The sequence below is a fragment of the Methylobacterium sp. A49B genome (genome assembly GCF_053346215.1).
Genome location: NZ_JBKFBO010000117.1, coordinates 361,758 through 385,468, shown reverse-complemented (window position 1 = coordinate 385,468; position 23,711 = coordinate 361,758). Strand labels below are relative to the sequence as shown.

Below are 23,711 nucleotides of genomic sequence, written 5' to 3'. Positions count from 1 at the left end.
CCGGCTCGACGGCGCGGGTTTCGACCGTGACGACCGAGCCGAAGAGCGCGCATGCAGCCCGTCCTCGAAATGCGGGGCATCTCCAAGACGTTTCCCGGCGTCAGGGCCCTCAACGACGTCAACCTCACGGTCGAACCCGCCGAGATCCACGTCCTGGTGGGCGAGAACGGCGCCGGCAAGTCGACGCTGATGAAAATCCTGAGCGGCGTCTACCCGCACGGCTCCTACGAGGGCGAGATCACCTACGAGGGCCGACCCGGGCACTTCCGCGACATCTCCGACAGCGAGCGCCTCGGCATCGTCATCATCCATCAGGAACTCGCCCTGGTCCCCTACCTGTCCATCGCCGAGAACATCTTCCTCGGCAACGAGCCCGCACGCTTCGGAATCATCGACCAGAACCGGGTCTACGCCCGCGCCCGCGAGCTGACGGCGCTGGTGGGGCTCGACGAGGATCCCGACACGCTGGTGACCCATCTCGGCGTCGGCCAGCAGCAACTCGTGGAGATCGCCAAGGCGCTCTCCAAGAAGGTCAGGCTGCTCATCCTCGACGAGCCGACCGCGAGCCTCAGCGAGACCGACAGCGAGGCGCTGCTGCGCCTGCTGCGCCGCTTCAGGGCGCAGGGCATCGCCTCGATCCTGATCTCGCACAAGCTGAACGAGATTTCCCAGGTGGCTGACCGGATCACCGTCCTGCGCGACGGCACCACCGTCGAGACGCTCGACTGCCGAAAAGCGGCGATCGACGAGGATCGCATCATCCGCGGCATGGTCGGCCGCACGATGGCGAATCGCTACCCCGTCCGCGAGCCGCGGATCGGCGACCTGCTCCTTGAGGTACGCGACTGGACGGTACGCCACCCGGTCCATGCGGACCGGGTGATGGTGCACAACGTCAGCCTGAACCTGCGCAAGGGCGAGATCGTGGGGATCGCCGGCCTCATGGGATCCGGCCGGACCGAACTCGCCATGAGCCTGTTCGGCCGGTCCTACGGCCAGGGCATCGGCGGCAGCGTCCGCATCGACGGTGTCGAAGCCGACGTCTCCTCCATCGACCGGGCCATCGCGGCGGGCATCGCCTACGTCACCGAGGACCGCAAGCAACTGGGCCTGATCCTCGGCGAGGACATCGCCAAGAACACGACCCTGGCGAACCTGCCTGGCGTGTCCACCGCCACGGTGATCGACACCGACGCGGAGCACCGCATCGCCAGCGACTACCGCACCAAGATGCGCATCCGCTCCTTCGGGGTGGCGCAGCAGACCGTGAACCTCTCGGGCGGCAACCAGCAGAAGGTCGTGCTGAGCAAGTGGCTGTTCACCGGCCCCAAGGTGCTGATCCTCGACGAGCCGACCCGTGGCATCGACGTGGGCGCCAAGTACGAGATCTACAGCATCATCAATGAGTTGGCCGACGGTGGCCGGGGCGTGCTGGTGATCTCCTCCGAGATGCCCGAACTCCTCGGCCTCTGCGACCGGATCTACGTGATGAACGAGGGGCGCTTCGTGGGCGAGTTCCCGCGCGCCGACGCGAGCCAGGAAGCGATCATGCGCGCGATCATGCGCTCCAAGGACGTGAACGGATGACCGACATCTCTGTGAGCAAGCCCATGATGTCCCCGACCGACATCCTGCCCGGCGCCCAGGCCGGTGGCGAGCCGCAGGCGCGACGGGGGACCTTCAAGACAGCGCAGCTGCGCGAATACGGGCTCGTCTTCGCGCTGGCGGTCATCACCGTGTTCTTCGAGTACGCGACCGGCGGGGTGCTGTTCCAGCCGCTGAACCTCACCAACCTGATCCTGCAGAACAGTTACGTCGTCGTGATGGCGCTGGGCATGCTGCTGGTCATCGTGGCCGGCCATATCGACCTGTCGATCGGATCAGTGGTTGGCTTCGTGGGTGCGCTCGCGGCGCTGCTCATGGTGCGCTTCGGGTTTGATCCGCTGACCGCCACGGTCGTGTGCCTCGCGCTAGGCGCGGCCATCGGCGGGTTGCAGGGCTACTTCGTGGCTTACCTCGCCATCCCGAGCTTCATCGTCACCTTGGCGGGCATGCTGGTCTTCCGTGGGCTGACGCTGGCGCTCCTCCAAGGCGCCTCGATCGGCCCCTTCCCGGAGGTGTTCCAGCTCCTCGCCAAGGGCTTCCTCACGAACTTCGCCGGCCCCTGGACGGCCCTCCTGAGCGCCTCCCTGCTCACGGCGATCCTGGTCGGCCTGAATTGGCGGCGCCGGCAGGTGCGGCTCAGGAACGGCGGCCCGGCCGATCCCCTTGCGACCTTCATCATCCGCAACGGCGTGACCGCGATCGTGATCCTCGCCTTCGCCTACCAGATGAGCGCCTATCGCGGCCTGCCCAACGTCCTGCTCGTGATGTTCGTGCTGGTGATGCTCTACCGATTCGTCACCACCCGGACGACGATCGGGCGGCGGATCTACGCGCTGGGCGGGAACATCAAGGCCGCGCGGCTCTCCGGGATCAAGACCGAGCGGCTGACCTTCCTGACCTTCGCCAACATGGGCGCGCTGGCGGGGCTGGCGGGCATGATCTTCGCGGCGCGGCTCAACACCGCGAACCCGAAGGCCGGGGTCGGATTCGAGCTCGACGTGATCGCGGCCTGCTTCATCGGGGGTGCGTCGGCGGCCGGCGGCATCGGCAAGGTCTCGGGCGTCGTGATCGGCGCGTTCATCATCGGCATCATGAACAACGGCATGTCGATCCTGGGGATCGGCGTCGACTATCAGCAGGTGATCAAGGGCGTCGTCCTGTTGGCCGCCGTCTGCCTGGACGTCCACAACAAGAACAACCGGCACTGATCGGGGCTGGAGCGGACGGCGACGCGTCCGATCGCCGGGCACCTCCTCCAGTTGCCGCAGGCGATGCAGTCGCGAGCCGGCGACGCCGGGGCGGCAAAGGTGCCGGACGCCGTTTCTCCCGACCGATCGCGGCGGTGGGGCCGTCGACGAGGCCACGATCGCGACAGAGATCGGCGCACGGAATCCCAGCGTTTCCCGCTGAAGACATCGGTGGCTCCAACCAATCCGTCCTTGCGAGCGGAACGAAGCGATCCACGCGGCGCCAAACCACTCGAGGTCGCGCTGCGCGGGTCGCTTGGCTTCGCTCGCGATGACCGTGGGAGACGCCTTGACCGAAGCGTTCAACCGGCAACCGTATCAGCCAGGCTCAATCACTCAGGACGCGGCCGGGTGTTCCCGACGGCGGATCAACGAGCCGACCGCCGAAGCCGACAGACGGGATTCCGGGCTGCGAACAGGCAAGCCCCGCCATCCGGCTTCGCCCGAACCGTTCGGAGACAACGGCCCGGTCAATGGCCGAGGTCGTGCCCGAATGAGCCGGCGTCAGGTCTTGCGCGCGACCGTGAATCGGGCGGCATCCCGCAGGATCCGGGCGCCCTCTCCCCAGGACGAGACCGCGTCCTCGCAGACGCCGACGAGGCGGTCGCACTCGGCCCGGGCGCCGTCGATGCCGAGGCGGTCGACCAGCGTCGCCTTGCCGGCATCCTTGTCCTTGCCGGTGGCCTTTCCCATTGCTTCGGGCGAGGCTTCCCGGTCGAGGATGTCGTCTGCGATCTGGAAGGCCTGCCCCAGAGCGAGGCCGTAGCGCAGCAGGTTCGCCCGCTGGCCCTCGTCGGCACCGCCCACGATCGCGCCGGCCTCCACCGAGAAGGCCAGGATGGCACCGGTCTTCATCGCCTGCATCCGCAGGGTGTCGTCCACGTCCATGTTGGCCGCGCCGAAGCGTCCCTCGGCGGTGAGGTCGAGGAGCTGGCCGCCGACCATCCCGCCGAGGCCGGAGGCGCGGGCGAGACCGAGCACGAGGTCGGCGCGAATCCGAGGATCCGGCTGCCAGGCCGGATCGGCCACGATCTCGAAGGCCAGCGTCTGGAGGGCGTCGCCGACCAGGATCGCGGTCGCCTCGTCGTAGGCCTTGTGCACGGTCGGCTTGCCGCGGCGCATGTCGTCGTCGTCCATGGCGGGCAGGTCGTCGTGGACGAGGCTGTAGCAGTGGACCAGCTCGACACCCGCGCCCGCCGCTAGGGCGGCGGCCTCGGAGCCGCCGAGCATCCGGGCGGTCTCGATCGCGAGGAACGGGCGCAGGCGCTTGCCGCCGCCGAGCACCGCGTGGCGCATCGCTTCCATGAGGCGCGGCGGCCGGTCGATTTCGCCGGGGCCGATCGTCGGGCCGAGGCGCTCGACCAGGAAGGTTTCCACCGTCCCGGCGACTTCCGTCAACCTGTGGGTAAAATCGACGGCGGGCTGGCCTGGCTTGACCGAACCGGTCGGTGCCTGCGTTGAGGGGGTCGGGGTCATCGGGCTTACGTCCGGTCCTGGCCTTGCGGAAACCAATCGATCGTCAGTTGCACGGGAACGAGATCACGGTGGCCGGGGCAGGACGCAGGCGCGAGGCGGCGGGACGCGACCTTCCGCTCGCGCGCCCGCGGCGCTCCCGCTTTGTCCGCCGGATCGTCGGGGGGCTGTTTCTGCTCCCCGCCATCGGGTTCGTCGTCGCTCTGACGCTGGCGCTCGTCTATAGCGCGGTGATGCCGCCGTCGACCCTGATGCTCGGGCGGTGGTTGATACTCCAGCCGGTGAGCCGGGATCCCGTGCCGCTGTCGGCCATCGCGCCGACCCTGTCGCAGGCGGTGATCGCCTCGGAGGATCAGCGCTTCTGCCTGGACCACGGCGTCGATTTCGGCGCGATCCGTGACGTTGTGGAGGACGACGATTCGCCGAGCCGCGGCGCCTCCACGATCGCCATGCAGACCGTGAAGAACGTCTTCTTGTGGCCGGGGCGCTCGTACATCCGCAAGGCCATCGAGATCCCCCTGGCGCTGGCGCTCGACACGCTCTGGGGCAAGCGCCGCATGATGGAGATCTACCTCAACGTCGCCGAGTGGGGCGACGGGATCTACGGCGCGCAGGCCGCGAGCCGGCATTGGTTCGGCAAGGATGCGAGCCGTCTGACCTCCGGGGAGGCGGCGCTGCTGGCCGCCGTCCTGCCGAACCCGATCACCCGCAGCGCCGGCCGCCCCTCCCCGGGGGTCAGACGCCGTGCCGCGCGGATCCAGGCCATGATGGGCCGGATCGAGGGGCTTACCGGCTGCCTGCGGCGGTAGCAGGCGCCGGACCGCCTCTGTAAGACGAGCGGGAGAAGCGCGACACCTGGGACCGACATACGATGAGCGACGCCGTCTACGACCTGACCCTGGAGCGCATCGCCCTCATCCGCCGGATGGTCGTCGCCTGGGGCGGCGCCGAGCCGGGCGCGCCGACGATTCACCCGGAAGCGCCCTATGGCAGCCTCGACCGCGACGGCGACATCGCCAACGTGACCGGCGACGACGAGGGGGCGGAGGAGGAGCACCGGGCGCTCGAGGACGGTCTCGCCGTGTTCGTGCAGAACGCGCAGCTCAAGCCCGGCCGGTACCAGTATCACAACGCTCTGGCGAAGCTCGATCCGGACGCGGTCGGCGATGTGTTCCGGGACGCCGAGACCGGCGAGACGCCCGAGCACATCACCTTCGCGGTGACACCGGAGCACCTCGCGCTGATTCCGCGGCTCAGCTTCGGCTGGGATGCGGCGCAGGGCGTGCCGCGGGTGGATCCGCAGCGGCCGTATGGTGGCGACGGTTCCTATATCGTTGCCATGAAGCGGCACCTCGCCGCCGTCCCGCAGGCGGCGGCGAACGATGACGAGGATGCCGAGACCCGCCTCGTCCGGCTTCACCGGGAATCACAGCCGGCCTTGCAGATCTTCCTGCGCTATGCCGACCTCGGGCCGGGCGACTTCCGGCTTTCCGGCGGAGGTTGGGGACCCGCCTGACGCCACGCGGGGTCGATGGACTCGGACCGGCAGCGGCTCCCGCGTCTGGGCGGCGCGCCTGTTCGTCGGCATGCGCCGAGCGAACCCCGGGGGCAGCGGCACGCTCGGGAGCGTGCCGCGAACCGGATGGCTTCGCTCCGCCCGCAGGGACGATGGCGCTGTCGATCGGCCGGAGATCAGCCCTCGCGTTTCCTGCGCTGCGCCAGGGTCCGCAGCCGGAGGGCGTTGAGCTTGATGAAGCCCGCCGCGTCGCGGTGGTCGTAGGCGACTGCCCCTTCCTCGAAGGTCACGAGATCCTGGTCGTAGAGCGAGTGCGGGCTCTCGCGACCGATCACGTGGACGCCGCCCTTGTAGAGCTTCAGCCGCACGGTGCCGGTGACCTTCTCCTGGCTCTTGTCGATCAGCGCCTGGATCATCTCGCGCTCCGGCGAGAACCAGAAGCCGTTGTAGATCAGCTCCGCGTATTGCGGCATCAGCTGGTCCTTGAGGTGGGCGGCGCCCCGGTCCAGCGTGATCGATTCGATGGCCCGGTGCGCCGGCAGCAGGATCGTGCCGCCGGGCGTCTCGTACATGCCGCGGCTCTTCATGCCGACGAAGCGGTTCTCCACGAGGTCCAGGCGCCCGATGCCGTTGGCGCGGCCGAGCTCGTTGAGCTTGGCCAAAAGGCTCGCGGGCGACAGCGCCTCGCCGTCGATCGAGACGGCGTCGCCGCGCTCGAAGCCGATCGTGACGATCGTCGGCTGGTCGGGCGCCTCCTCGGGGGAGAGGGTGCGCGAGTAGACGTAGTCCGGCACCTCGACGGCCGGATCCTCAAGCACCTTGCCCTCCGAGGAGGCGTGCAGGAGGTTGGCGTCCACCGAGAACGGGCTCTCGCCGCGCTTGTCCTTGGCGATCGGGATCTGATGCTGCTCGGCGAAGGCGATGAGCTGCTCGCGGGACCGCAGGTCCCATTCGCGCCAGGGGGCGATCACCGTCACATCGGGCTTCAGGGCGTAGTAGCCGAGCTCGAACCGGACCTGATCGTTGCCCTTGCCGGTGGCGCCGTGGCAGACCGCGTCGGCCCCGACCCTCTCGGCGATCTCGATCTGCTTCTTGGCGATCAGCGGCCGCGCGATCGAGGTGCCGAGCAGGTAGACACCCTCGTAGACGGCGTTCGCCCGGAACATCGGGAAGACGTAGTCGCGGACGAATTCCTCGCGCAGGTCCTCGATGAAGATGTTCTCGGGCCTGATGCCGAGGAGTTCCGCCTTGCGCCGGGCGGGCTCCAGCTCCTCGCCCTGGCCGAGATCGGCCGTGAAGGTCACGACTTCACAGCCGTAGGTTGTCTGCAGCCACTTCAGGATGATCGACGTGTCGAGGCCGCCGGAATAGGCCAGCACGACCTTCTTCACGGGGCTCTTGGCTGGGACGGACATGCTCATTCCGGGACTGGGCGAGGGATCTGGCGCTGCGTCTGCGGCTTATCGCGGGTGTCACCGACCTGCAACCGGCGCGCCATCTCGTGCGTAGGCCGTTGCCGGAGGATCGGCCGCGTTTCGCCTCACGGCGGCCTTGCGGCCGTGCGTAAGTTGGCCCGGGCGTTGCCAGTCGTCATCGCCGCGAGCGTGTATCGGAGAAGCGAAGTCTATGGCGCGCCAGCCAATTTTGGAGTTCTGGTACGAATTCGCCTCCACGTATTCGTACCTTGCGGCGATGCGCGTCGAGGCAGCCGCCGCGGAGGCCGGCGTCGCGGTTCGCTGGCGGCCGTTCCTCGTGGGCCCGCTCTTCGCCTCGCAGGGCTGGACGACCTCGCCGTTCAACCTCTACCCGGCCAAGGGCAAAAACATGTGGCGGGACGTGGAGCGCGAGGCGGCGCGCCTCGACCTGCCGCCGCTGACCCGACCCGCCCAGTTCCCCCAGAACAGCCTCAGCGCCGTGCGCGTCGCCGTCTACGGCCAGGACCAGGACTGGCTCGTGCCGTTCACCAAGGCGGTGTTCCGCGCGAGCTTCGCCGAGGGGCGTTCGATCGCGGAGCCGACGGCGGTCGCCGAGATCCTCGATTCGCTCGGCCTCGACGGGACCCAGACCGTGCGCGCCGCCGCCGCCGAGTCCAACAAGACCAAGCTGCGGGTTTGCGTCGAGGAGGCGCGCTCGCGCGGGATCTACGGCGCGCCGACCTTCCTGGCCGATGACGGCGAGCTGTTCTGGGGCAACGACCGGTTGGAACTGTCCCTGGCCTGGGCCACCGGCGACCGGCCGAAGGGGCTCAAATAGGATCTGGTTTAGGATCCCGTTCATCCCGCTTCGCCATCAAACCGACTCGACCCCCTGGTTCCGGTCAGGCTCCGCTTCGGTGCAGCCGGAGCGGGACAGCGATGCCCCGGACGAGCCCCATGCCCATTTCCCGACGCCTTCTCGTCACCGCCGGCGCCCTGCTGGGTACGGGGATCGGCCGCGCAGCCGCGCAATCCTACGGCCAGCGCGTCGCGGTCACCGGCGACGACGGCAAGGCGGTGGCGAACTCGATGCTGCCCGGCGAAATCACCGGGCAGATCCCGGCCCTGCGCGGCGTCACCTATGTCGGCCCGCGGGACGCTGGAGCCACGCTCTACGAGTTCTTCGACTTCAACTGCCCGTACTGCCGGAAGGCCGCCGCCGACGTCGTCGCCCTCCACGACAGCGACGCGGAGCTGCGCATCGGGCTTGTCCACAACCCGATCCTGTCGCCCCAATCGGCCCAGGCCGCCAAGGTGATGCTGGCCGTGCAGCGCAGGCTCGGCTCCGACGCCGCGTGGCGCTTCTATCAGACGCTCCTCGGCAAGCCCGGCCGGATCGACGGGCCAGGGGCGCTGGCCGCCGCGGCCGCGATGGGGATCCCGCAGGCGGAGGTGGAGGAGATCGCCGACAGCGAGGAGGTCCGCGCTGCGTTGAAGAGCCAGATGCGGATGGCCGCCGATCTCGGGCTCTACGCCACGCCCTCCTACGTTCTCGGCAACAGCGGTATCCTCGGCCATCCGGGCGCCCGTGCCATGGCGAAGATGATCGCCAGCGTGCGGCGCTGCGACCGGCTCGCCTGCTGAGTCCTGTCCCGCGTCACACTTCCGCCGTCCTGGCGCGCAGCGAGGCGCGCCTCGCGTGTTGCGTGCGGCTATGCTGGCATGCTAGGCGGTCGCCGCGCCGCGAGGGCAGTTCTCGACCCTGCCCGCTGCCGGCGCGATCCCACGTCCCGAACGGTCTCGCACCGCGCTCCCGCTGGAGCGCTTGGAGCGGGCGGGCAACCAGAGAAGAGAGCGACGGGTGGCGCAGAACGGTTCCGAGGCTGGTCCCCTGGTCGCAGGCGTGGCGGGCCGGTACGCTTCCGCCCTATTCGAGCTCGCGCGCGACGAGCGCCAGGTCGACGCGGTCGCCGAAGCCCTCAATCAATTCGACACGCTGCTGAAGGAGAGCGCGGACCTGCGCCGCCTCGTCCGCAGCCCGGTCTTCAGCGCCGAGGAGCAGGCGGCCGCTGTCGGCGCCGTGCTCGACAAGGCGGGGATCGGCGGCTTGGCGGGCAACTTCATCCGCCTCGCAGCCTCGAACCGTCGCCTCTTCGCCCTGCCCGACATGATCGCCGCGTTCCGGACCCTGGTCCAGGATTCGAAGGGCATCGTCCGCGCCGAGGTGCGGGTCGCCGAGAAGCCCTCTGACACAGTGATCGAGGAGATCAAGGCGTCCCTGCGCGACATCGCCAAGGCCGACGTGGACCTCGACCTCGTCGTCGACCCGAGCCTGATCGGCGGCCTCGTCGTGAAGATGGGCTCGCGCATGGTCGACGCCTCGCTCAAGACCAAGCTCAACGGTATCCGCCTCGCGATGCGGGCCGCGCGGTAAGCGCCCCCATCCGACCCGAACACGCATAGACGCATCAGCGACAGAGGCCCGAGTATGGACATCCGCGCCGCCGAGATCTCCGCGATCCTGAAAGAGCAGATCAAGAACTTCGGCGAGGAGGCCGAGGTCACCGAGGTCGGGCAGGTCCTGTCCGTCGGTGACGGCATCGCCCGCGCCTACGGCCTCGACAACGTCCAGGCCGGCGAGATGGTCGAGTTCGAGTCGGGCGTGCGCGGCATGGCCCTGAACCTCGAGCAGGACAACGTCGGCATCGTGATCTTCGGCTCGGACCGCGAGATCAAGGAAGGCCAGACCGTCAAGCGCACGGGCGCCATCGTGGACGTGCCGGTCGGCAAGGGCCTGCTCGGCCGCGTCGTCGACGCGCTGGGCAACCCGATCGACGGCAAGGGCCCGATCCAGTCGACCGAGCGTCGCCGCGTCGACGTCAAGGCGCCGGGCATCATCCCGCGCAAGTCGGTGCACGAGCCGATGGCAACGGGCCTCAAAGCGATCGACGCCCTGATCCCGGTGGGCCGCGGCCAGCGCGAGCTGATCATCGGCGATCGCCAGACCGGCAAGACCGCCATCGCCCTCGACACGATCCTGAACCAGAAGCCGGGCCACGCCGCGGGCGGCGATGAGAAGGCCAAGCTCTACTGCATCTATGTCGCCATCGGCCAGAAGCGCTCGACGGTGGCCCAGTTCGTGAAGGTCCTGGAGGACCAGGGCGCCCTGGAATACTCCATCGTCATCGCCGCGACGGCGTCCGACGCGGCCCCGATGCAGTTCATCGCGCCCTTCGCCGGCTGCGCCATGGGCGAGTACTTCCGTGACAACGGCATGCACGCCGTGATCGTGTACGACGATCTCTCCAAGCAGGCCGTGGCCTACCGCCAGATGTCGCTGCTGCTGCGCCGTCCGCCGGGCCGCGAGGCTTACCCGGGCGACGTGTTCTACCTCCACAGCCGCCTTTTGGAGCGCGCCGCCAAGATGGGCGACGCCGCCGGCAACGGCTCGCTGACTGCGCTTCCGGTCATCGAGACCCAGGCCAACGACGTCTCGGCCTACATCCCAACCAACGTGATCTCCATCACCGACGGTCAGATCTTCCTCGAGACCGACCTGTTCTATCAGGGCATCCGCCCGGCGGTGAACGTCGGCCTCTCGGTGTCGCGCGTGGGCTCCTCGGCCCAGACCAAGGCGATGAAGAAGGTCGCCGGCAAGATCAAGGGCGAGCTCGCGCAGTATCGCGAGATGGCGGCCTTCGCGCAGTTCGGATCCGATCTCGACGCCTCGACCCAGCAGCTGCTGAACCGCGGCTCGCGTCTGACCGAGCTCCTGAAGCAGCCGCAGTTCTCGCCGCTGAAGATGGAAGAGCAGGTCGCGGTGATCTACGCCGGCGTGAACGGCTACCTGGACAAGATGCCGGTCAGCAAGGTCCGTCCGTTCGAGGACGCGCTGCTCAGCACCCTGCGCTCCAAGCACAAGGACCTGCTCGACGCGATCGCCGCCTCCAAGGACCTGTCGGACGAGAACGCCGGCAAGCTGAAGAGCGTCGTCGAGAGCGTCGCCAAGTCGATCGCCTAAGGCGCCGCCCCTCCCCCTTGCGGGGAGGGGTTAGGGGTGGGGGTGGTGCAGGAGGCACCGTGCCGCTCCATCCTGAACCACCCCCACCTCCGGCTCCTCCCCACAAAGGGGAGGAGAGGCCCTTTCAAATGGACCTGGACCTCACCCGATGGCGAGCTTGAAGGACCTGCGCAACCGCATCACCTCGGTGAAGGCGACGCAGAAGATCACCAAGGCCATGCAGATGGTCGCGGCCGCCAAGCTGCGCCGGGCGCAGATGGCCGCCGAGGCCGGGCGCCCCTACGCCGAGAAGATGTCCGCGGTGCTCGGCAACCTCGCGGGCAACCTCGTGGGCGGCGTCGGTGCCCCGAAGCTCCTGTCCGGCACGGGCTCGGAGCAGACGCATCTGCTGGTCGTCTGCACCGGCGATCGTGGTCTCGCCGGCGCGTTCAACTCGTCGATCGTCCGCCTCGCGATCCGTGAGTATGCCCAGAAGCTGACCGCCCAGGGCAAGACCCTCAAGATCATGACGGTCGGCAAGAAGGGTCTCGACATGCTGCGGCGGCAGTATCGCGACCAGATCGTCGAGAGCATGGACATCCGCGGCAACCGGCCGGTGGATTACGAGTTCGCCGCCGAGATCGCCGACAAGATCCTCACCCGCTTCGAGGCCGGCGAGTTCGATGTCGCGACCCTGTTCTACTCCGAGTTCCGCTCGGTCATCTCGCAGATCCCGACTGCGCAGCGCCTGATCCCGGCCGAGCTGCCCGAGGCCGACACGAGCGCGAAGGCGACCGCCGGCAACGCGGCCCTGGAATTCGAGCCCTCCGAGGAGGCGATCCTCGAGACGCTGCTGCCGAAGAACCTGACGGTGCAGATCTACCGGGCGCTCTTGGAGAACGCCGCCTCCGAGCAGGGCGCGCGCATGAGCGCCATGGACTCGGCGACCCGCAACGCGGGCGAGATGATCAAGAAGCAGACGCTGATCTACAACCGGACGCGTCAGGCCATGATCACCAAGGAACTCATCGAGATCATCTCGGGTGCGGAAGCCCTCTGAGGCACGCGACCTGACCGCACAGCTTGAAGGGTAGGTTAACGATGGCGAACACCGCACTCCCCGGCACCGGCTCCAACAAGGTCGGCAAGATCACCCAGGTTATCGGCCCCGTGGTCGACGTGCAGTTCGAGGGCCACCTGCCCGAGATCCTGAACGCGCTGGAGACCAAGAACAACGGCGCCCGCCTCGTCCTCGAGGTGGCCCAGCAGCTCGGTGAGAACACCGTCCGCTGCATCGCCATGGACACGTCCGAGGGGCTGACCCGCGGCCAGGAGTGCACCGACACCGGCGAGCCGATTAAGGTTCCGGTGGGCATGAACACGCTCGGCCGCATCATGAACGTCATCGGCGAGCCGATCGACGAGGCCGGCCCGGTCCAGGCCGACACCTTCCGCGCCATCCACCAGCCGGCCCCCTCCTACGCCGAGCAGTCGACCGAGGCGCAGATCCTCGTTACCGGCATCAAGGTGGTGGATCTGCTCGCTCCCTACGCGAAGGGCGGCAAGATCGGCCTGTTCGGCGGCGCCGGCGTCGGCAAGACCGTGCTGATCATGGAGCTGATCAACAACATCGCGAAGGTGCACTCGGGCTACTCGGTCTTCGCCGGGGTGGGTGAGCGCACCCGCGAGGGTAACGACCTCTACCACGAGATGATCGAGTCCAAGGTGAACGTCGATCCGAAGGAGCACGGCTCCGCCGAGGGTTCGAAGTGCGCCCTGGTCTACGGCCAGATGAACGAGTCGCCCGGCGCCCGCTCGCGCGTCGCGCTCACCGGCCTCACCATCGCCGAGCAGTTCCGCGACGACGGCCAGGACGTGCTGTTCTTCGTCGACAACATCTTCCGCTTCACGCAGGCGGGTTCCGAGGTGTCGGCGCTGCTGGGCCGCATCCCGTCGGCGGTGGGCTACCAGCCGACGCTCGCCACCGACATGGGCGCCCTGCAGGAGCGCATCACCACCACCAACAAGGGGTCGATCACCTCGGTGCAGGCCATCTACGTGCCGGCCGACGACCTGACCGACCCGGCGCCCGCCGCCTCATTCGCCCACCTCGACGCCACGACCGTGCTGTCGCGCTCGATCGCCGAGAAGGGCATCTACCCGGCGGTGGATCCGCTGGACTCGACCTCGCGCATGCTGTCGCCGGCCATCCTCGGCGAGGAGCACTACGACGTCGCCCGCCGCGTCCAGCAGACCCTGCAGCGCTACAAGGCGCTCCAGGACATCATCGCGATCCTGGGCATGGACGAGCTGTCCGAGGAGGACAAGCTGACCGTGGCGCGCGCCCGCAAGATCGAGCGCTTCTTCTCGCAGCCGTTCTCGGTGGCCGAGGTGTTCACCGGCTCGCCGGGCAAGCAGGTCGCCCTCGAGGACACCATCAAGGGTTTCAAGGGCCTGGTGAACGGCGACTACGACGACCTCCCCGAGGCCGCCTTCTACATGGTCGGCACCATCGAGGAGGCCCAGGAGAAGGCCAAGAAGCTGAAGGCGGCGTAAGGCTGCCCACTCCCCTCCCCGCTGTTCTCAGGCCTGCCTGAGATCAGAATTGGATTTTCCTAGATTGGGCAAGCCCGATCTAGGTGGGGAGGGGCCGGGGGTGGGGGTGGTGCAAGATCGAGCGATCCAGTGCCTCCTGCACCACCCCCACCTCCACCTCCTCCCCGCAAGGGGGAGGAGAGCCTGTTGCGGATCCGGAATCGTCCTGAGATGGCCACCTTCCACTTCGATTTCGTCGGCCCCGAGCGGACGCTGTATTCCGGCGAGGTGACCGCCGTTCAGCTGCCCGGCACCGAGGGCGAGATGACCGTGATGCCGGGCCACGCGCCCGTGCTGACCTCCCTGCGCGTCGGCGTCATCGTGGTCACCGAGAGCCAGGGCAGCGGCAAGCGGATCTATGTCCGCGGCGGCTTCGCCGATATCGGGCCAACGGCCGTCACCGTGCTGGCCGAGCGCGCCGCCCCGATCGAGGAGCTGACGCACGAATCCCTCGACCGGGACATCGAGGCCGTCGAGATGCAGCGCGACGCCACCGAGGACCTGCAGAAGCGCGAGGAGCTTAACGGCCAGATCGTCCAGCTGCAGGAAACCAAGGCGCTCCTGAAGCTCTGAGCGAGGGCGCATTCCGCCGGAGTCGACGCCGGTTCGCGCCAGAGCCCGCGTCGCAACAGGGGCTCTAGGTCTCGCGGGCGCCCTCCAGCGCCCGCTCCAGCAATTCGGCCCGTACGTGGCTCCCCGTTGGGCAGCCGCGCGCCAGCCAGTCTTTCCGGGCCGCCGCCAGGCCGCGGCCGATCGCGGGTCCGGGCGCGACGCCGGCGGCGACCAGATCCGCGCCGGCCAGCGGAAAGACCGGCGCACCGCCCTCCCCGCCCAGATCCGCGAGTGCCCGGCACCCTTCGTCCGTGACCGTGGGCCGCGGCTCGCCCGACAGGATCAGCAGCGTCTCCCGCAGGAGCGCGTCCCCGTGCTCGGCCGCCAGGCTCCGCGCGTCGGTGCCTCGGATCTCTGCGCGGCCGTGCAGGGACGCCAGGGCCTGCGCGTAGCCGATCAGCCGCGCGTGCTCCTGTTTCGAGAGGCGCAGTCGCTCCCGCAGGCGGTCCGCGTCCGGGGGACTTCCGACGGCGAGGGCCGCGAGCCGCATCACGGGTGACAGCGATGCCGCGGCGGCCCGCTCCAGCCGGCCGTGTTCGCCGACGCCCCCCGTGATCCGCTGGAGCAGCCCGGTCGCGCCCAGCGTCGCGACCATGGCCGGACCGCCCTCGGCGGCCAGGAGCTTCAAAAACTCCGCCCGCACCCGTTCCCGCGACAGGCGGTCCAGGGCATCCCGCGCCGCCACGCAGGCGGCGAGCGCCGCGGCATCCGGCGCCCCGGTCCCGAAGCGCGCGTGGAAGCGGAAGAACCGGAGGATCCGCAGTGCGTCCTCGCGGATGCGCGTGGCCGGGTCGCCAATGAAGCGGACGCGCCCCGCCTCCAGGTCGACGAGGCCGCCGACCGTATCGTGCAGGACGCCGTCGGCCCCGAGCGACAGCGCGTTGACGGTGAAGTCGCGCCGCTCGGCGTCTCGGGCGAAATCGCTGCCGAACCGCACGACCGCGTGGCGGCCGTCCGTCTCGACATCCTCGCGCAGGGTCGTGACCTCGATCGGCCCGTCCTCGGTCACCAGGGTGACGGTGCCGTGCTCGATGCCCGTCGGCACCGCCTTCAGACGAGGCGTCCGACCGGCTTGCGCCATCACCGCGTCGGGCAGCAGCGTGGTCGCCAGATCGATATCGGCGGACGGCGTTCCGAGCAGCGCGTCGCGCACGCAGCCCCCGACGAGGCGGGTCTCGGCGCCGGGAAGGGCGAGGGCGGCGAGCGTCCGCCGCACGCCGGGACGCTCCAGAAGGGCGGACAGACCTGCGCGAGCGAGGGAACGCCTCACCGGAAGCCTCCCGGAACCAGACGGCCATTCTCCATGTGGGTTGGGACGTAGCCGCCCGCTCGGCGCTCCGAGAACAGGCCCTCGTAGACGAGCGTGCCGATGACCACCGCCAAGCCGGCGAGGACGAGCCGCCAGAGATGGGCATCCCAGTGGACGCGCCGCAGCGGATTTCGGCCGACCAGCACGAGGTAGACCACGAACAGGGCGAAGGGGATGAGGAAGAGGCCGAACTCTTCGAGGACGCGACGCAGCATGGCCCTTCGTAGCCTATCCCGCCGAGCGGCGGACCGCGCCGGGTTCCGGTTCCGGGTAGAGCCTCTCCCGGAGGTTGTTGAGGATCCCGGCGGTCACGCCCCAGATCAGCCGCTCGCCGAACGTCAGGGCATAGAAATACCGGGTCCGGCCCTGCCACGACCGGGAGCGCAGGCGATAGCGGTCCCGGTCCATCAGCACCGCAAGCGGCACCTCGAAAACCTCCGCCACCTCCGTCGGGTTCGGCCGGAAGGTCGCGTCCGGAGCAACGAGGCCGATCACCGGCGTCACCAGGAAGCCGGTGCCCGACAGGTACGGGTCGAGATAGCCCAGGAGGCGCACCGCGGCTGGCGGCAGGCCGATCTCTTCGTGAGCCTCTCGCAGGGCTGCATGGGCGGGACCCGGATCGGACGGGTCGATCTTGCCGCCGGGCAGCGCGACCTGCCCGGAATGGTCGCGCAGATTGGCGGCGCGCTCCGTCAGGATCAGGCTCGGGCCGCCCGCGCGCAGGATCACGGGCGCGAGGACGGCGGCGCGGCGATGCGGCGGCGGCGGGATCACGGCCGAGCCGTCCGGATCGAGGCTGTGGTCGCCGCGGGGATTCGATGTCGGATCGTCCGGTCCCGGCGGATCCGAAGACAGGCCTGAGGCGGCCCGGGCGAGGAAATCGGCGAGCGGGTCGCTCACGCGGCTGCGGCCGGCGCGATGGTGTGGAAGACGCCGCCGGCCCACAGGCCCAGACAGGTCTGCCCGTCGACGCTGCGCTCCTCGGCGAGATCCACGAGATCGTAGGTGAGGGCCCGGGTCACCAGGGCCCAGAGGTTGCGGCGCACGTGGAGATAAGGCTTCAGCGCGCCGTCCGAGGCCTCCTCGAAGCGCAGGGTGTGCTCGGCGTCGACGCTGACGAGGTCGTCCACGTTCGTGCGGAACGACATGCGCCGGTCCGGACCGGTCCCGTCCACCGCCATCTCCACCGCCACGAAGGCCGCGTCCTCGACGGTGATCCCGACGCTCTCCACCGGGGTGACCAGCACCGTGCGCCCGTCCGGCTCGCGCCGCAGGATGGTGGCGAACAGCTTGACCAGCTTGTCCCGGCGAATCGGCGAGCCGTTGTGGTGCCAAGTCCCATCGGACGCGATCCGGATGTCGATCTCCCCGCAATAGGGCGGGTTCCAGCGCTCGACCGGTGGCGAACCCCGCTTGGGCAGGTCGCCCAGGGCCGCGCTCAGGCGGCTCAAGGTCGGATCGGGGGCGATGTCCTCGTTCATGAGCCTGTAGATAGCACCAGGCGCGCCGGCAGCCATGGCTGCCCGACCGGTTCGGCCGGCACGCCCGCGTCGACGCTGTCGCCTCGACCGGTCAGGCCGGCCCGGCGCCCTGGGTGTTCACCGTCAGGGCGTAGAGAGACTGGCTCGCCGCCATGAACAGACGGTTCCGCTTCGGGCCGCCGAAGGTGATGTTGCCGCAAACCTCGGGCAGGCGGATCCGCCCGATCAGCTTGCCCTGCGGCGACCAGACCGTGACGCCGTTGTAGCCGACCGCCCTCCCCGCGTTGCTCGATGCCCAGAGATTGCCGTCGACGTCGGCCCGCAGGCCGTCGGGTCCGCACTTGATCCCGTCGACGACGCAATCCGCGAACAGACGCGTGTTCGACAGAGCGGCGCCGCTTCCGACATCGAAGGCGTAGATCTCGCCCTTGCCGCCTGGACCTGTATCGCCAGGTCCCTTTCCGGTGGAGCAGACGTAGAGGATGCGGTGATCCGGCGAGAAGCACAGGCCGTTCGGGTCCGGAACCTGATCGTCGGCGAGCACGCGGTCGATCCGGCCGGACGGGTCGACTCGGTAGACCGCGTTGGGCAGCGTCCGACGCTTCAGGACGGTGCCGGCCGGCTGCCCCAGCCGCGGGTTCAGATGGCCCTGCGGGTTCGAGGGGCCGCCCGCCTCGTCCGGCAGGCCCTCGTAGAGCTGACCACCGTAGGGCGGATCGGTGAACCAGTACGACCCGTCCGCGTGCTGGACCACGTCGTTAGGGGAATTGAGCGGCTTGCCCTCGAAAGTGTCAGCCAGCACCGTCGCCGACCCGTCGAGTTCGTAGCGCACCACGCGGCGCGTGGCGTGCTCGCAGGAGAGCTGGCGGCCCTGCCGGTCGAAGCTGTTGCCGTTGGAGTTGTTGCTGGGCGCGCGGAAGACCGAGACGTGCCCGTCATCCTCCAGCCAGCGCAATTGGCGATTGTTGGGGATGTCGCTCCAGACCAGAAAGCGGCCGACGCTGTTCCAGGCGGGCCCCTCGGCCCAGAGGGCCCCGATCCAGAGGCGGCGGATGGCGCTGTTCGGAACCACGTAGGGCGCGAAGGCCGGGTCCACCGTAATCACGTCAGGATCGGTGAAGTAGGTGGCCGGGGCCGCGCCGGGTCGGAAGTCGCGCGGTGGTGACGTGACCGTGCTGGGCGGCTCCGGCTGCGCCGCGGCGGATCCGGCGCTCGCCAGCACGGCGCTGGCTCCGGCCAGGACGGTGCGACGGGACGGTGTGAGGCTGCCGTTGGCGGATCCCGGCATCTTCGGTTCCCTTGGTCTCATCGATGAACCCCCTCCCAGTGGACGCGATCGCCTCTATCCGGGGAGCCTTGCGCCGGCGTGAGGGCGGCGCGATCAGCCGGGGCGTCGCCGCAGGATCTTCCAGACGCCGTCCGCCGAGGCCAGCAGGCGTGTGCCCTCCCGGACGTCGCCGCGCATGAAGACCAGGGAGCCGGTCCGCTTCACCATCTGCGGGCGAATCTCGATCCAGTCGCCCAGCCGACCGACGTCGATGAACTTCATCTCAAGCTGGATGGTCACGCAATTCGCGCCGTCCGCGGCCCGCATGGCGGTCTCCCCGAGGGCGCGGTCGGCGAAACTCATGAGCATGCCGCCGTGGACGACACCGATCAGGTTGGCGTGCTTCTGGTCGGCCTGGAACGCGTAGGCGCCGTCCGCGGCGCGCAGGTGCAGCGGGCCGACATGGGCGATGAAGCCCTTGTCGTCTACCGGGGACCAGCCCTCGGAGGCGGGATCGAAGCTGCTCGTATCGATGGTCATGAGTCCCGTCCGTGATGTCGAAACTGGAGGATGTGCCGCGACCGGTCAGGTGCCCCGCGGCTTCGCCCGGCGTGTGGGCGCCTCGCTGAGCGGATCCTCCGGCCAGGGGTGGCGGGGATAGCGCCCGCGCATCTCCGCCCGCACCGCCGCCCAGGAGCCGCGCCAGAAGCCCGGCAGATCTCGGGTGATCTGGATCGGGCGCTGCGCGGGCGACAGCAGATGCAGCACGAGCGGCCGTCCGCCGGCCTGCGGGTGACGGTCGAGGCCGAAGAGCTCCTGCACCCGCACGGCAAGCACCGGTTCCTCGGCGCCATAATCCACCGGGACGCGCGAGCCGGTCGGCACTTCGACATGGGTCGGCGCCGCGGCGTCGAGCCGGCCGCGGAGCTGCCAGGGCAAGAGCCCCTGCAGGGCGCCCGCGAGGTCGTCGGCCGTGATCGCCGACAGGGTGGTTCGTCCGTCGAGCGCCGGTGCGAGCCAGTCCGAAGCGGTGGCGGCGAGCGTCTGGTCGGAGAGGTCGGGCCAATCGGCTCCCTCGGCCGCGTGCAGGAACCGCACCCGGGCGCGCCATTGCGACAGGGCGGGCGTCCAGGGAAGGCGGTCGAGGCCGAGAGCCGCGATGCCGGAGGCCAGGATCGCGGCGCTTTCCGGTGTGGCCGGCACCGGTAGGGGACGCGCGCCGAGGTTGATGTTGCCGAGGCGACGGACGGCGCGTGCCCGCAGGGCGGCGACCTGCGGGTCGAAGATGATCTCCGTGCGCGCCGTGATCCGGACGGCGAACAGCCGCTCGATCGCGTCCGCCTCGATCGCCGCCGCTGCGAGGATCCGGGCATTGCCGGCCGCTCCGGCGAGATCGGCGACCACCAGAAACGTCTCCCGCGCGAGGGGGCTCGCCGGGTCGATCCGGCCGGCCCGGCCGCTCGCCATGACGTACTCGCCGTCCCGGCCCCGGGAGCGGGCGACGCGATCCGGATAGGCGAGCGCCAGAAGCGGCCCAGCCGCCGCCGGCGCGGCCGGCTCGGCCTGCCGGCCTCCGCCCGCGTTGCGCGCCCAGCTTTCGGCCAACCGGCGCATGTCCCCGGCCCGACCGCCCCTCTCGCGGCGAAACCGCTCCAGGCGCGCGTCGAGGTCGACGCCGTCGCCGCCGAGCCCGCGCTCGACAAGGACCGCCGCGAGGTCGGCGGCGGCTTGAGCCTCGCCCTGTCCGGCCGCCGCCGTCACCATGCGGGCCAGACGCGGCGGCAGCGGCAGGGCCCGGAGCCGCGCGCCGATCTCCGTCAGGCGGCCGTCCGCGTCGAGCGCCCCGAGGTCGGCCAGCAGGGTGCGGGCCTCGGCCAGAGCCGGCGCTGGCGGAGGATCGAGGAACGCGAGGCTCCGCGGGTCGGCTACGCCCCAGGCGGCGCAGTCGAGGAGCAGCCCGGCGAGGTCCGCCGACAGGATCTCGGGCCGCGTGAACGGTTCGAGGGCGTTGGTTCCGGCCTCGGACCAGAGCCGCCAGCACAGGCCCGGCTCGGTGCGCCCGGCGCGGCCGCGGCGCTGATCCACGGAGGCGCGGGATGCGCGCGCGGTCACGAGCCGGGTCAGGCCGAGGTCGGGCTCGTAGACCGGCACCCGCGCGAGCCCGGAATCGATGACGATCCGCACGCCCTCGATGGTCAGCGAGGTCTCTGCGATGCTGGTGGCGAGCACGACCTTGCGGGTCCCGGCGGGCGCCGGGGCGACGGCGCGATCCTGCTCGGCGGGCGTGAGCGCGCCGTAGAGCGGCGCGAGCTGCACCGCCGGCTCGACGCGCTCGGCCAGGCGTTCGACGGTCCTGCGGATCTCCGCCTGCCCGGGCAGGAAGACCAGGATCGAGCCCGGATCCGACCGGAGGGCGCGGAGCGTGACCTCGGCGACCGAGTCCTCGATCCGCCGGTTGGGGTCGCGCTCCACGTAGCGCGTCTCCACCGGGAATGCCCGGCCCTCGGAGGCCACCACCGGGGCATCGCCCAGGATCCGCGACACGCGGGCGCCGTCGAGGGTCGCCGACATGACCAGGATCCGCAGCTCCTCGCGCAGGCCTCCCTGCGCGTCGAACGCCAGGGCGAGGCCGAGATCGGCGTCGAGGGAGCGCTCATGGAACTCGTCGAACAGGACCGCCCCGATGCCGGCGAGTTCCGGATCGTCGAGGATCATCCGGGTGAAGACGCCCTCGGTGACGACCTCGATCCGGGTACGGGCGGAAATCTTCGAGCCGAGCCGCACGCGCAGGCCGACCGTGCCGCCCACCGCCTCGCCCAGCGTCTGCGCCATGCGGGACGCGGCCGCCCGGGCGGCGAGCCGTCGCGGCTCCAGCAGGATGATCTTGCGCCCGTCGAGCCAGGGCGCCTCCAGCAGGTCGAGGGGCACCCGCGTCGTCTTTCCGGCGCCCGGCGGCGCCACCAGGACGGCCGCGTTCCGCCCTGCGAGCGCGCGATGCAGATCGGGGAGCGCCGCCTCGATCGGCAGCGCGGTTGTGGGGCCGGCCATCGCGGCCGCTGATGGCGCGGCGCGGCGCCGAGCGCAACCGTCCCCGCCGCCGCGTGACGCCGTGCGGGAAACGATACCGGTCGATCGGCCCGCCCCCTGGCCGACGCCGCGTGCCGACGCGATGGTACGTCGTGGATACAAAAGACAACCGAGAGGACCCTATGCGACATCCTTGCCGCGCGCTCGCCGTCGCGCTGGCCGCCCTGCCCCTCGCGCTCAGCGCGGCCCGGGCACAGGATCGCCTGCCGACCATCCCGCCGCAGGATTACACGCCGGAGCAGAAGCAGGCGGCCGAGGCGTTTCAGCAGGCGCGTGGGAAGCCGCCCTTCGGACCCTTCGAGCCGCTGATGCACTCGCCCGAGGTGATGAGCCTCGCCCGCTCCATGGGGGACTATCTCCGCTACAAGCCGAAGATCGGCACCACCCTGTCGGAGCTGGTGATCCTGATGACGGCGCGGCGCTGGACCCAGGATTACGAGTGGTACGTCCACGCGCCGATCGCCGAGAAGGCCGGGATCGCACCCGCGATCGTGGCGGCGATCCACGACGGCCGCCGCCCGGCGGCGATGAGCGACGACGAGACGATCGTCTACGACTTCACGGCCGAGCTGCAGGATAACAAGCGCGTCTCGGACGCCACCTTCGCCCGGGCCGAGGCCCGGTTCGGCAAGGCAGGCGTCGTCGATCTGGCGGCCATCTCGGGCTACTACACCTTCCTGGCGATGGAGCTGAACGCAGCGCGCTATGCGATTCCGCAGGACGGAAAGCCGCTGCCGCGGATGCCCGAATGAACGGCCTTATCCACAGTGGTTAGACGGCGAAATCGCCGTTTTCCACAGGCTGGAATGGGGCCAGCCGGGACGATCGGGCACCCGTTGACCGAACGTTAATCAATGTGGCTTGTTCTCTTTTCGTTCACGGGTGGAACGAAGGAGGCCCCGATGCTGACCCAAGCCGCTACCACACGCGACGATCAGGCCTGCCCGGTCGAGGCCATCAGCGCCGCCTATCTCGGTTTCGCCGGCGGCGATGCCGGGATCGCGCTGCGTTGCGCCATCGCCGACGCCCTTTCGGACCTGATGGAGGCGGAGCGGCGCACCCGCGAGCGCAGCCGTCTTATCTCCCGTGGCTATGTCCGGGAGATGCCCGACGCGGGGCTGGGGCTCCGAAGCGCGGCCCCGGCGTCATGACGCTGATGCCGCTTCAGGTGCGGCGCCTGGGCAGGACGGGCATTCGGGCCCGTGTATGCCCGAACCCGTGCGGGCAAGCGGATCCACCGTAGCCCGTTCATCGGTGGCGATACGCGGGCCTCCGACCCAGGGAGGGCGCCCGCCCTGTAGCCCGTCGAGAGGCGATCGATCGGCGACGGCTCTAGGTGGTGGGCCCGTAGGGCGGACGCGGGATCGCCCGGTGCGCGGCCCGGAGCGCGGCCGACCAGCGCTCGCGCAGGTCGTGGAAGTAGCCCTCTCCGGCCTCGATCCGGTGATTCACCTCCAGCGTCAGCGCGTTCCGGCGCGCCACCGCGATGTCGATCGGCAGGCCGACACCCAGGTTCGACCGCATGGTCGAATCCATCGAGACGAGGCTGACCTTCAGGGCGTCGTAGAGGTCGGTCGTATACTTGACCGCCCGGTCGAGGATCGGCTTGCCGTACTTGTGCTCGCCGATCTGCAGGAACGGCGCGTCCGTGCTGCACTCGATAAAATTCCCCGCCGAGTAGATCAGATACAGCCGCATCTCGCCGGTCCCGATCTGGCCGCCGAACAGCAGCGAGATCGAGAAGCGGATGTTGGCCGCCTCGAACCCGTCCTTCTCGATCGACCGCACCCGGCGGATGGCCCGGCCGATGAGCTGCGCCGCCTGGAACATGGTCGGCGCCTCGACGAGCTTCTGAGACGGCTCGCCGTCCTCCTCGCCGGGCACCCCCTCCTGCAGCAGGCTGAGGACCGACTGGGTGATCGACAGGTTGCCGGCCGAGGCCAGCATCATCACCCGCTCGCCCGGCACGTTGAAATGATGCAGCTTCCGGTAGGTCGAGATGTCGTCGAGCCCCGCATTGGTGCGGGTATCGGCGACCATCACCAGACCGTCCTCGACCAGAACACCGACGCAGTAGGTCATCGTCTTCAGGCTCTCGTGCGGC

At 69.7% G+C, this 23,711-nt stretch carries 23 protein-coding genes; 13 read left to right on the top strand and 10 right to left on the bottom strand.

Annotation, left to right across the window (positions count from 1 at the left end; genetic code table 11):
- Positions 1–51: 51 nt before the first annotated feature.
- The gene (gene mmsA, locus ACLBX9_RS23075) at positions 52–1,587 is read left to right on the top strand and encodes a multiple monosaccharide ABC transporter ATP-binding protein (RefSeq protein ID WP_447720553.1); all 1,536 of its coding nucleotides are present in this window, start codon (positions 52–54) and stop codon (positions 1,585–1,587) included.
- Positions 1,584–2,813, top strand: a complete 1,230-nt coding sequence (mmsB, locus tag ACLBX9_RS23070) for a multiple monosaccharide ABC transporter permease (RefSeq protein WP_447720552.1) — start codon at positions 1,584–1,586, stop codon at positions 2,811–2,813. The genes mmsA and mmsB overlap by 4 nt, the downstream gene beginning before the upstream one ends.
- A 543-nt stretch (positions 2,814–3,356) precedes the next feature.
- On the opposite strand, the gene ACLBX9_RS23065 is transcribed toward mmsB, so the two are convergent.
- Complete coding sequence (locus ACLBX9_RS23065; RefSeq protein ID WP_010684092.1) at positions 3,357–4,328, bottom strand: polyprenyl synthetase family protein; 972 nt, start codon at positions 4,326–4,328, stop codon at positions 3,357–3,359.
- A 47-nt stretch (positions 4,329–4,375) separates the two neighbouring features.
- On the opposite strand from ACLBX9_RS23065, the gene mtgA reads away from it, so the two are divergent.
- A complete protein-coding gene (mtgA, locus tag ACLBX9_RS23060; protein ID WP_447720551.1) occupies positions 4,376–5,134 on the top strand; it encodes a monofunctional biosynthetic peptidoglycan transglycosylase in 759 nt (252 codons plus the stop codon).
- A 62-nt stretch (positions 5,135–5,196) separates the two neighbouring features.
- Positions 5,197–5,841 (top strand): hypothetical protein, encoded by a 645-nt coding sequence (locus tag ACLBX9_RS23055; RefSeq protein ID WP_447720550.1) that lies wholly within the window; start codon positions 5,197–5,199, stop codon positions 5,839–5,841.
- A gap of 176 nt (positions 5,842–6,017) precedes the next feature.
- On the opposite strand, the gene ACLBX9_RS23050 is transcribed toward ACLBX9_RS23055, so the two are convergent.
- Complete coding sequence (locus tag ACLBX9_RS23050; RefSeq protein ID WP_085988029.1) at positions 6,018–7,262, bottom strand: argininosuccinate synthase; 1,245 nt, start codon at positions 7,260–7,262, stop codon at positions 6,018–6,020.
- Positions 7,263–7,467: 205 nt separating this feature from the next.
- On the opposite strand from ACLBX9_RS23050, the gene ACLBX9_RS23045 reads away from it, so the two are divergent.
- The 7 genes from ACLBX9_RS23045 (at position 7,468) to ACLBX9_RS23015 (ending at position 14,424) form a co-directional block, all read left to right on the top strand.
- Positions 7,468–8,094: a DsbA family protein gene (locus ACLBX9_RS23045; RefSeq protein WP_447720549.1), complete on the top strand. Its 627-nt coding sequence runs from the start codon at positions 7,468–7,470 to the stop codon at positions 8,092–8,094.
- Positions 8,095–8,213: 119 nt separating this feature from the next.
- Entirely contained in the window at positions 8,214–8,900 is a 687-nt protein-coding gene (locus ACLBX9_RS23040) for a DsbA family protein (protein WP_010684097.1), read from the top strand.
- A gap of 217 nt (positions 8,901–9,117) precedes the next feature.
- Positions 9,118–9,690 carry a F0F1 ATP synthase subunit delta gene (locus tag ACLBX9_RS23035; protein WP_447720548.1) on the top strand — a complete coding sequence of 191 codons (573 nt, stop codon included), beginning with the start codon at positions 9,118–9,120 and terminating at the stop codon, positions 9,688–9,690.
- Positions 9,691–9,744: 54 nt separating this feature from the next.
- Complete coding sequence (gene atpA, locus ACLBX9_RS23030; protein WP_010684099.1) at positions 9,745–11,277, top strand: F0F1 ATP synthase subunit alpha; 1,533 nt, start codon at positions 9,745–9,747, stop codon at positions 11,275–11,277.
- Between the two features lie 148 nt (positions 11,278–11,425).
- Positions 11,426–12,316, top strand: a complete 891-nt coding sequence (locus ACLBX9_RS23025; RefSeq protein ID WP_447720547.1) for a F0F1 ATP synthase subunit gamma — start codon at positions 11,426–11,428, stop codon at positions 12,314–12,316.
- A 41-nt stretch (positions 12,317–12,357) separates the two neighbouring features.
- Positions 12,358–13,812, top strand: coding sequence for a F0F1 ATP synthase subunit beta (atpD, locus tag ACLBX9_RS23020; protein WP_010684101.1), 1,455 nt, complete (start codon positions 12,358–12,360; stop codon positions 13,810–13,812).
- 210 nt (positions 13,813–14,022) lie between these two features.
- Positions 14,023–14,424: a F0F1 ATP synthase subunit epsilon gene (locus ACLBX9_RS23015; RefSeq protein ID WP_039893282.1), complete on the top strand. Its 402-nt coding sequence runs from the start codon at positions 14,023–14,025 to the stop codon at positions 14,422–14,424.
- A 64-nt stretch (positions 14,425–14,488) separates the two neighbouring features.
- Here ACLBX9_RS23015 and ACLBX9_RS23010 read toward each other — a convergent pair whose 3' ends face one another.
- From ACLBX9_RS23010 to hrpB, 7 genes are all read right to left on the bottom strand, one after another.
- On the bottom strand, positions 14,489–15,733 hold the full coding sequence (locus ACLBX9_RS23010) for a CCA tRNA nucleotidyltransferase (RefSeq protein ID WP_447720546.1): 1,245 nt from the start codon (positions 15,731–15,733) through the stop codon (positions 14,489–14,491).
- Positions 15,730–15,987 (bottom strand): DUF6111 family protein, encoded by a 258-nt coding sequence (locus tag ACLBX9_RS23005; protein ID WP_010684104.1) that lies wholly within the window; start codon positions 15,985–15,987, stop codon positions 15,730–15,732. Before ACLBX9_RS23005 ends, ACLBX9_RS23010 begins: the two co-directional genes overlap by 4 nt.
- A gap of 13 nt (positions 15,988–16,000) precedes the next feature.
- The gene (locus ACLBX9_RS23000; RefSeq protein ID WP_010684105.1) at positions 16,001–16,672 is read right to left on the bottom strand and encodes a CoA pyrophosphatase; all 672 of its coding nucleotides are present in this window, start codon (positions 16,670–16,672) and stop codon (positions 16,001–16,003) included.
- On the bottom strand, positions 16,669–17,253 hold the full coding sequence (locus ACLBX9_RS22995; protein ID WP_039893518.1) for a DUF1285 domain-containing protein: 585 nt from the start codon (positions 17,251–17,253) through the stop codon (positions 16,669–16,671). Before ACLBX9_RS22995 ends, ACLBX9_RS23000 begins: the two co-directional genes overlap by 4 nt.
- 91 nt (positions 17,254–17,344) lie before the next feature.
- Entirely contained in the window at positions 17,345–18,541 is a 1,197-nt protein-coding gene (locus ACLBX9_RS22990) for an SMP-30/gluconolactonase/LRE family protein (protein WP_447720545.1), read from the bottom strand.
- 93 nt (positions 18,542–18,634) lie between these two features.
- Complete coding sequence (locus ACLBX9_RS22985; protein ID WP_447720544.1) at positions 18,635–19,060, bottom strand: PaaI family thioesterase; 426 nt, start codon at positions 19,058–19,060, stop codon at positions 18,635–18,637.
- Positions 19,061–19,105: 45 nt separating this feature from the next.
- Positions 19,106–21,568 carry an ATP-dependent helicase HrpB gene (gene hrpB / locus ACLBX9_RS22980; protein ID WP_447720543.1) on the bottom strand — a complete coding sequence of 821 codons (2,463 nt, stop codon included), beginning with the start codon at positions 21,566–21,568 and terminating at the stop codon, positions 19,106–19,108.
- A gap of 161 nt (positions 21,569–21,729) precedes the next feature.
- Here hrpB and ACLBX9_RS22975 point away from each other — a divergent pair, with 161 nt between their 5' ends.
- Together ACLBX9_RS22975 and ACLBX9_RS22970 are read left to right on the top strand one after the other, a co-directional pair.
- Complete coding sequence (locus tag ACLBX9_RS22975) at positions 21,730–22,359, top strand: carboxymuconolactone decarboxylase family protein (protein ID WP_447720542.1); 630 nt, start codon at positions 21,730–21,732, stop codon at positions 22,357–22,359.
- A 150-nt stretch (positions 22,360–22,509) separates the two neighbouring features.
- Positions 22,510–22,758: a hypothetical protein gene (locus tag ACLBX9_RS22970; protein WP_447720541.1), complete on the top strand. Its 249-nt coding sequence runs from the start codon at positions 22,510–22,512 to the stop codon at positions 22,756–22,758.
- A gap of 181 nt (positions 22,759–22,939) precedes the next feature.
- Here the strand turns inward: ACLBX9_RS22970 and ACLBX9_RS22965 are convergent, their stop codons facing one another.
- Positions 22,940–23,689: a proteasome-type protease gene (locus ACLBX9_RS22965; RefSeq protein ID WP_010684112.1), complete on the bottom strand. Its 750-nt coding sequence runs from the start codon at positions 23,687–23,689 to the stop codon at positions 22,940–22,942.
- Positions 23,690–23,711: the final 22 nt, after the last annotated feature.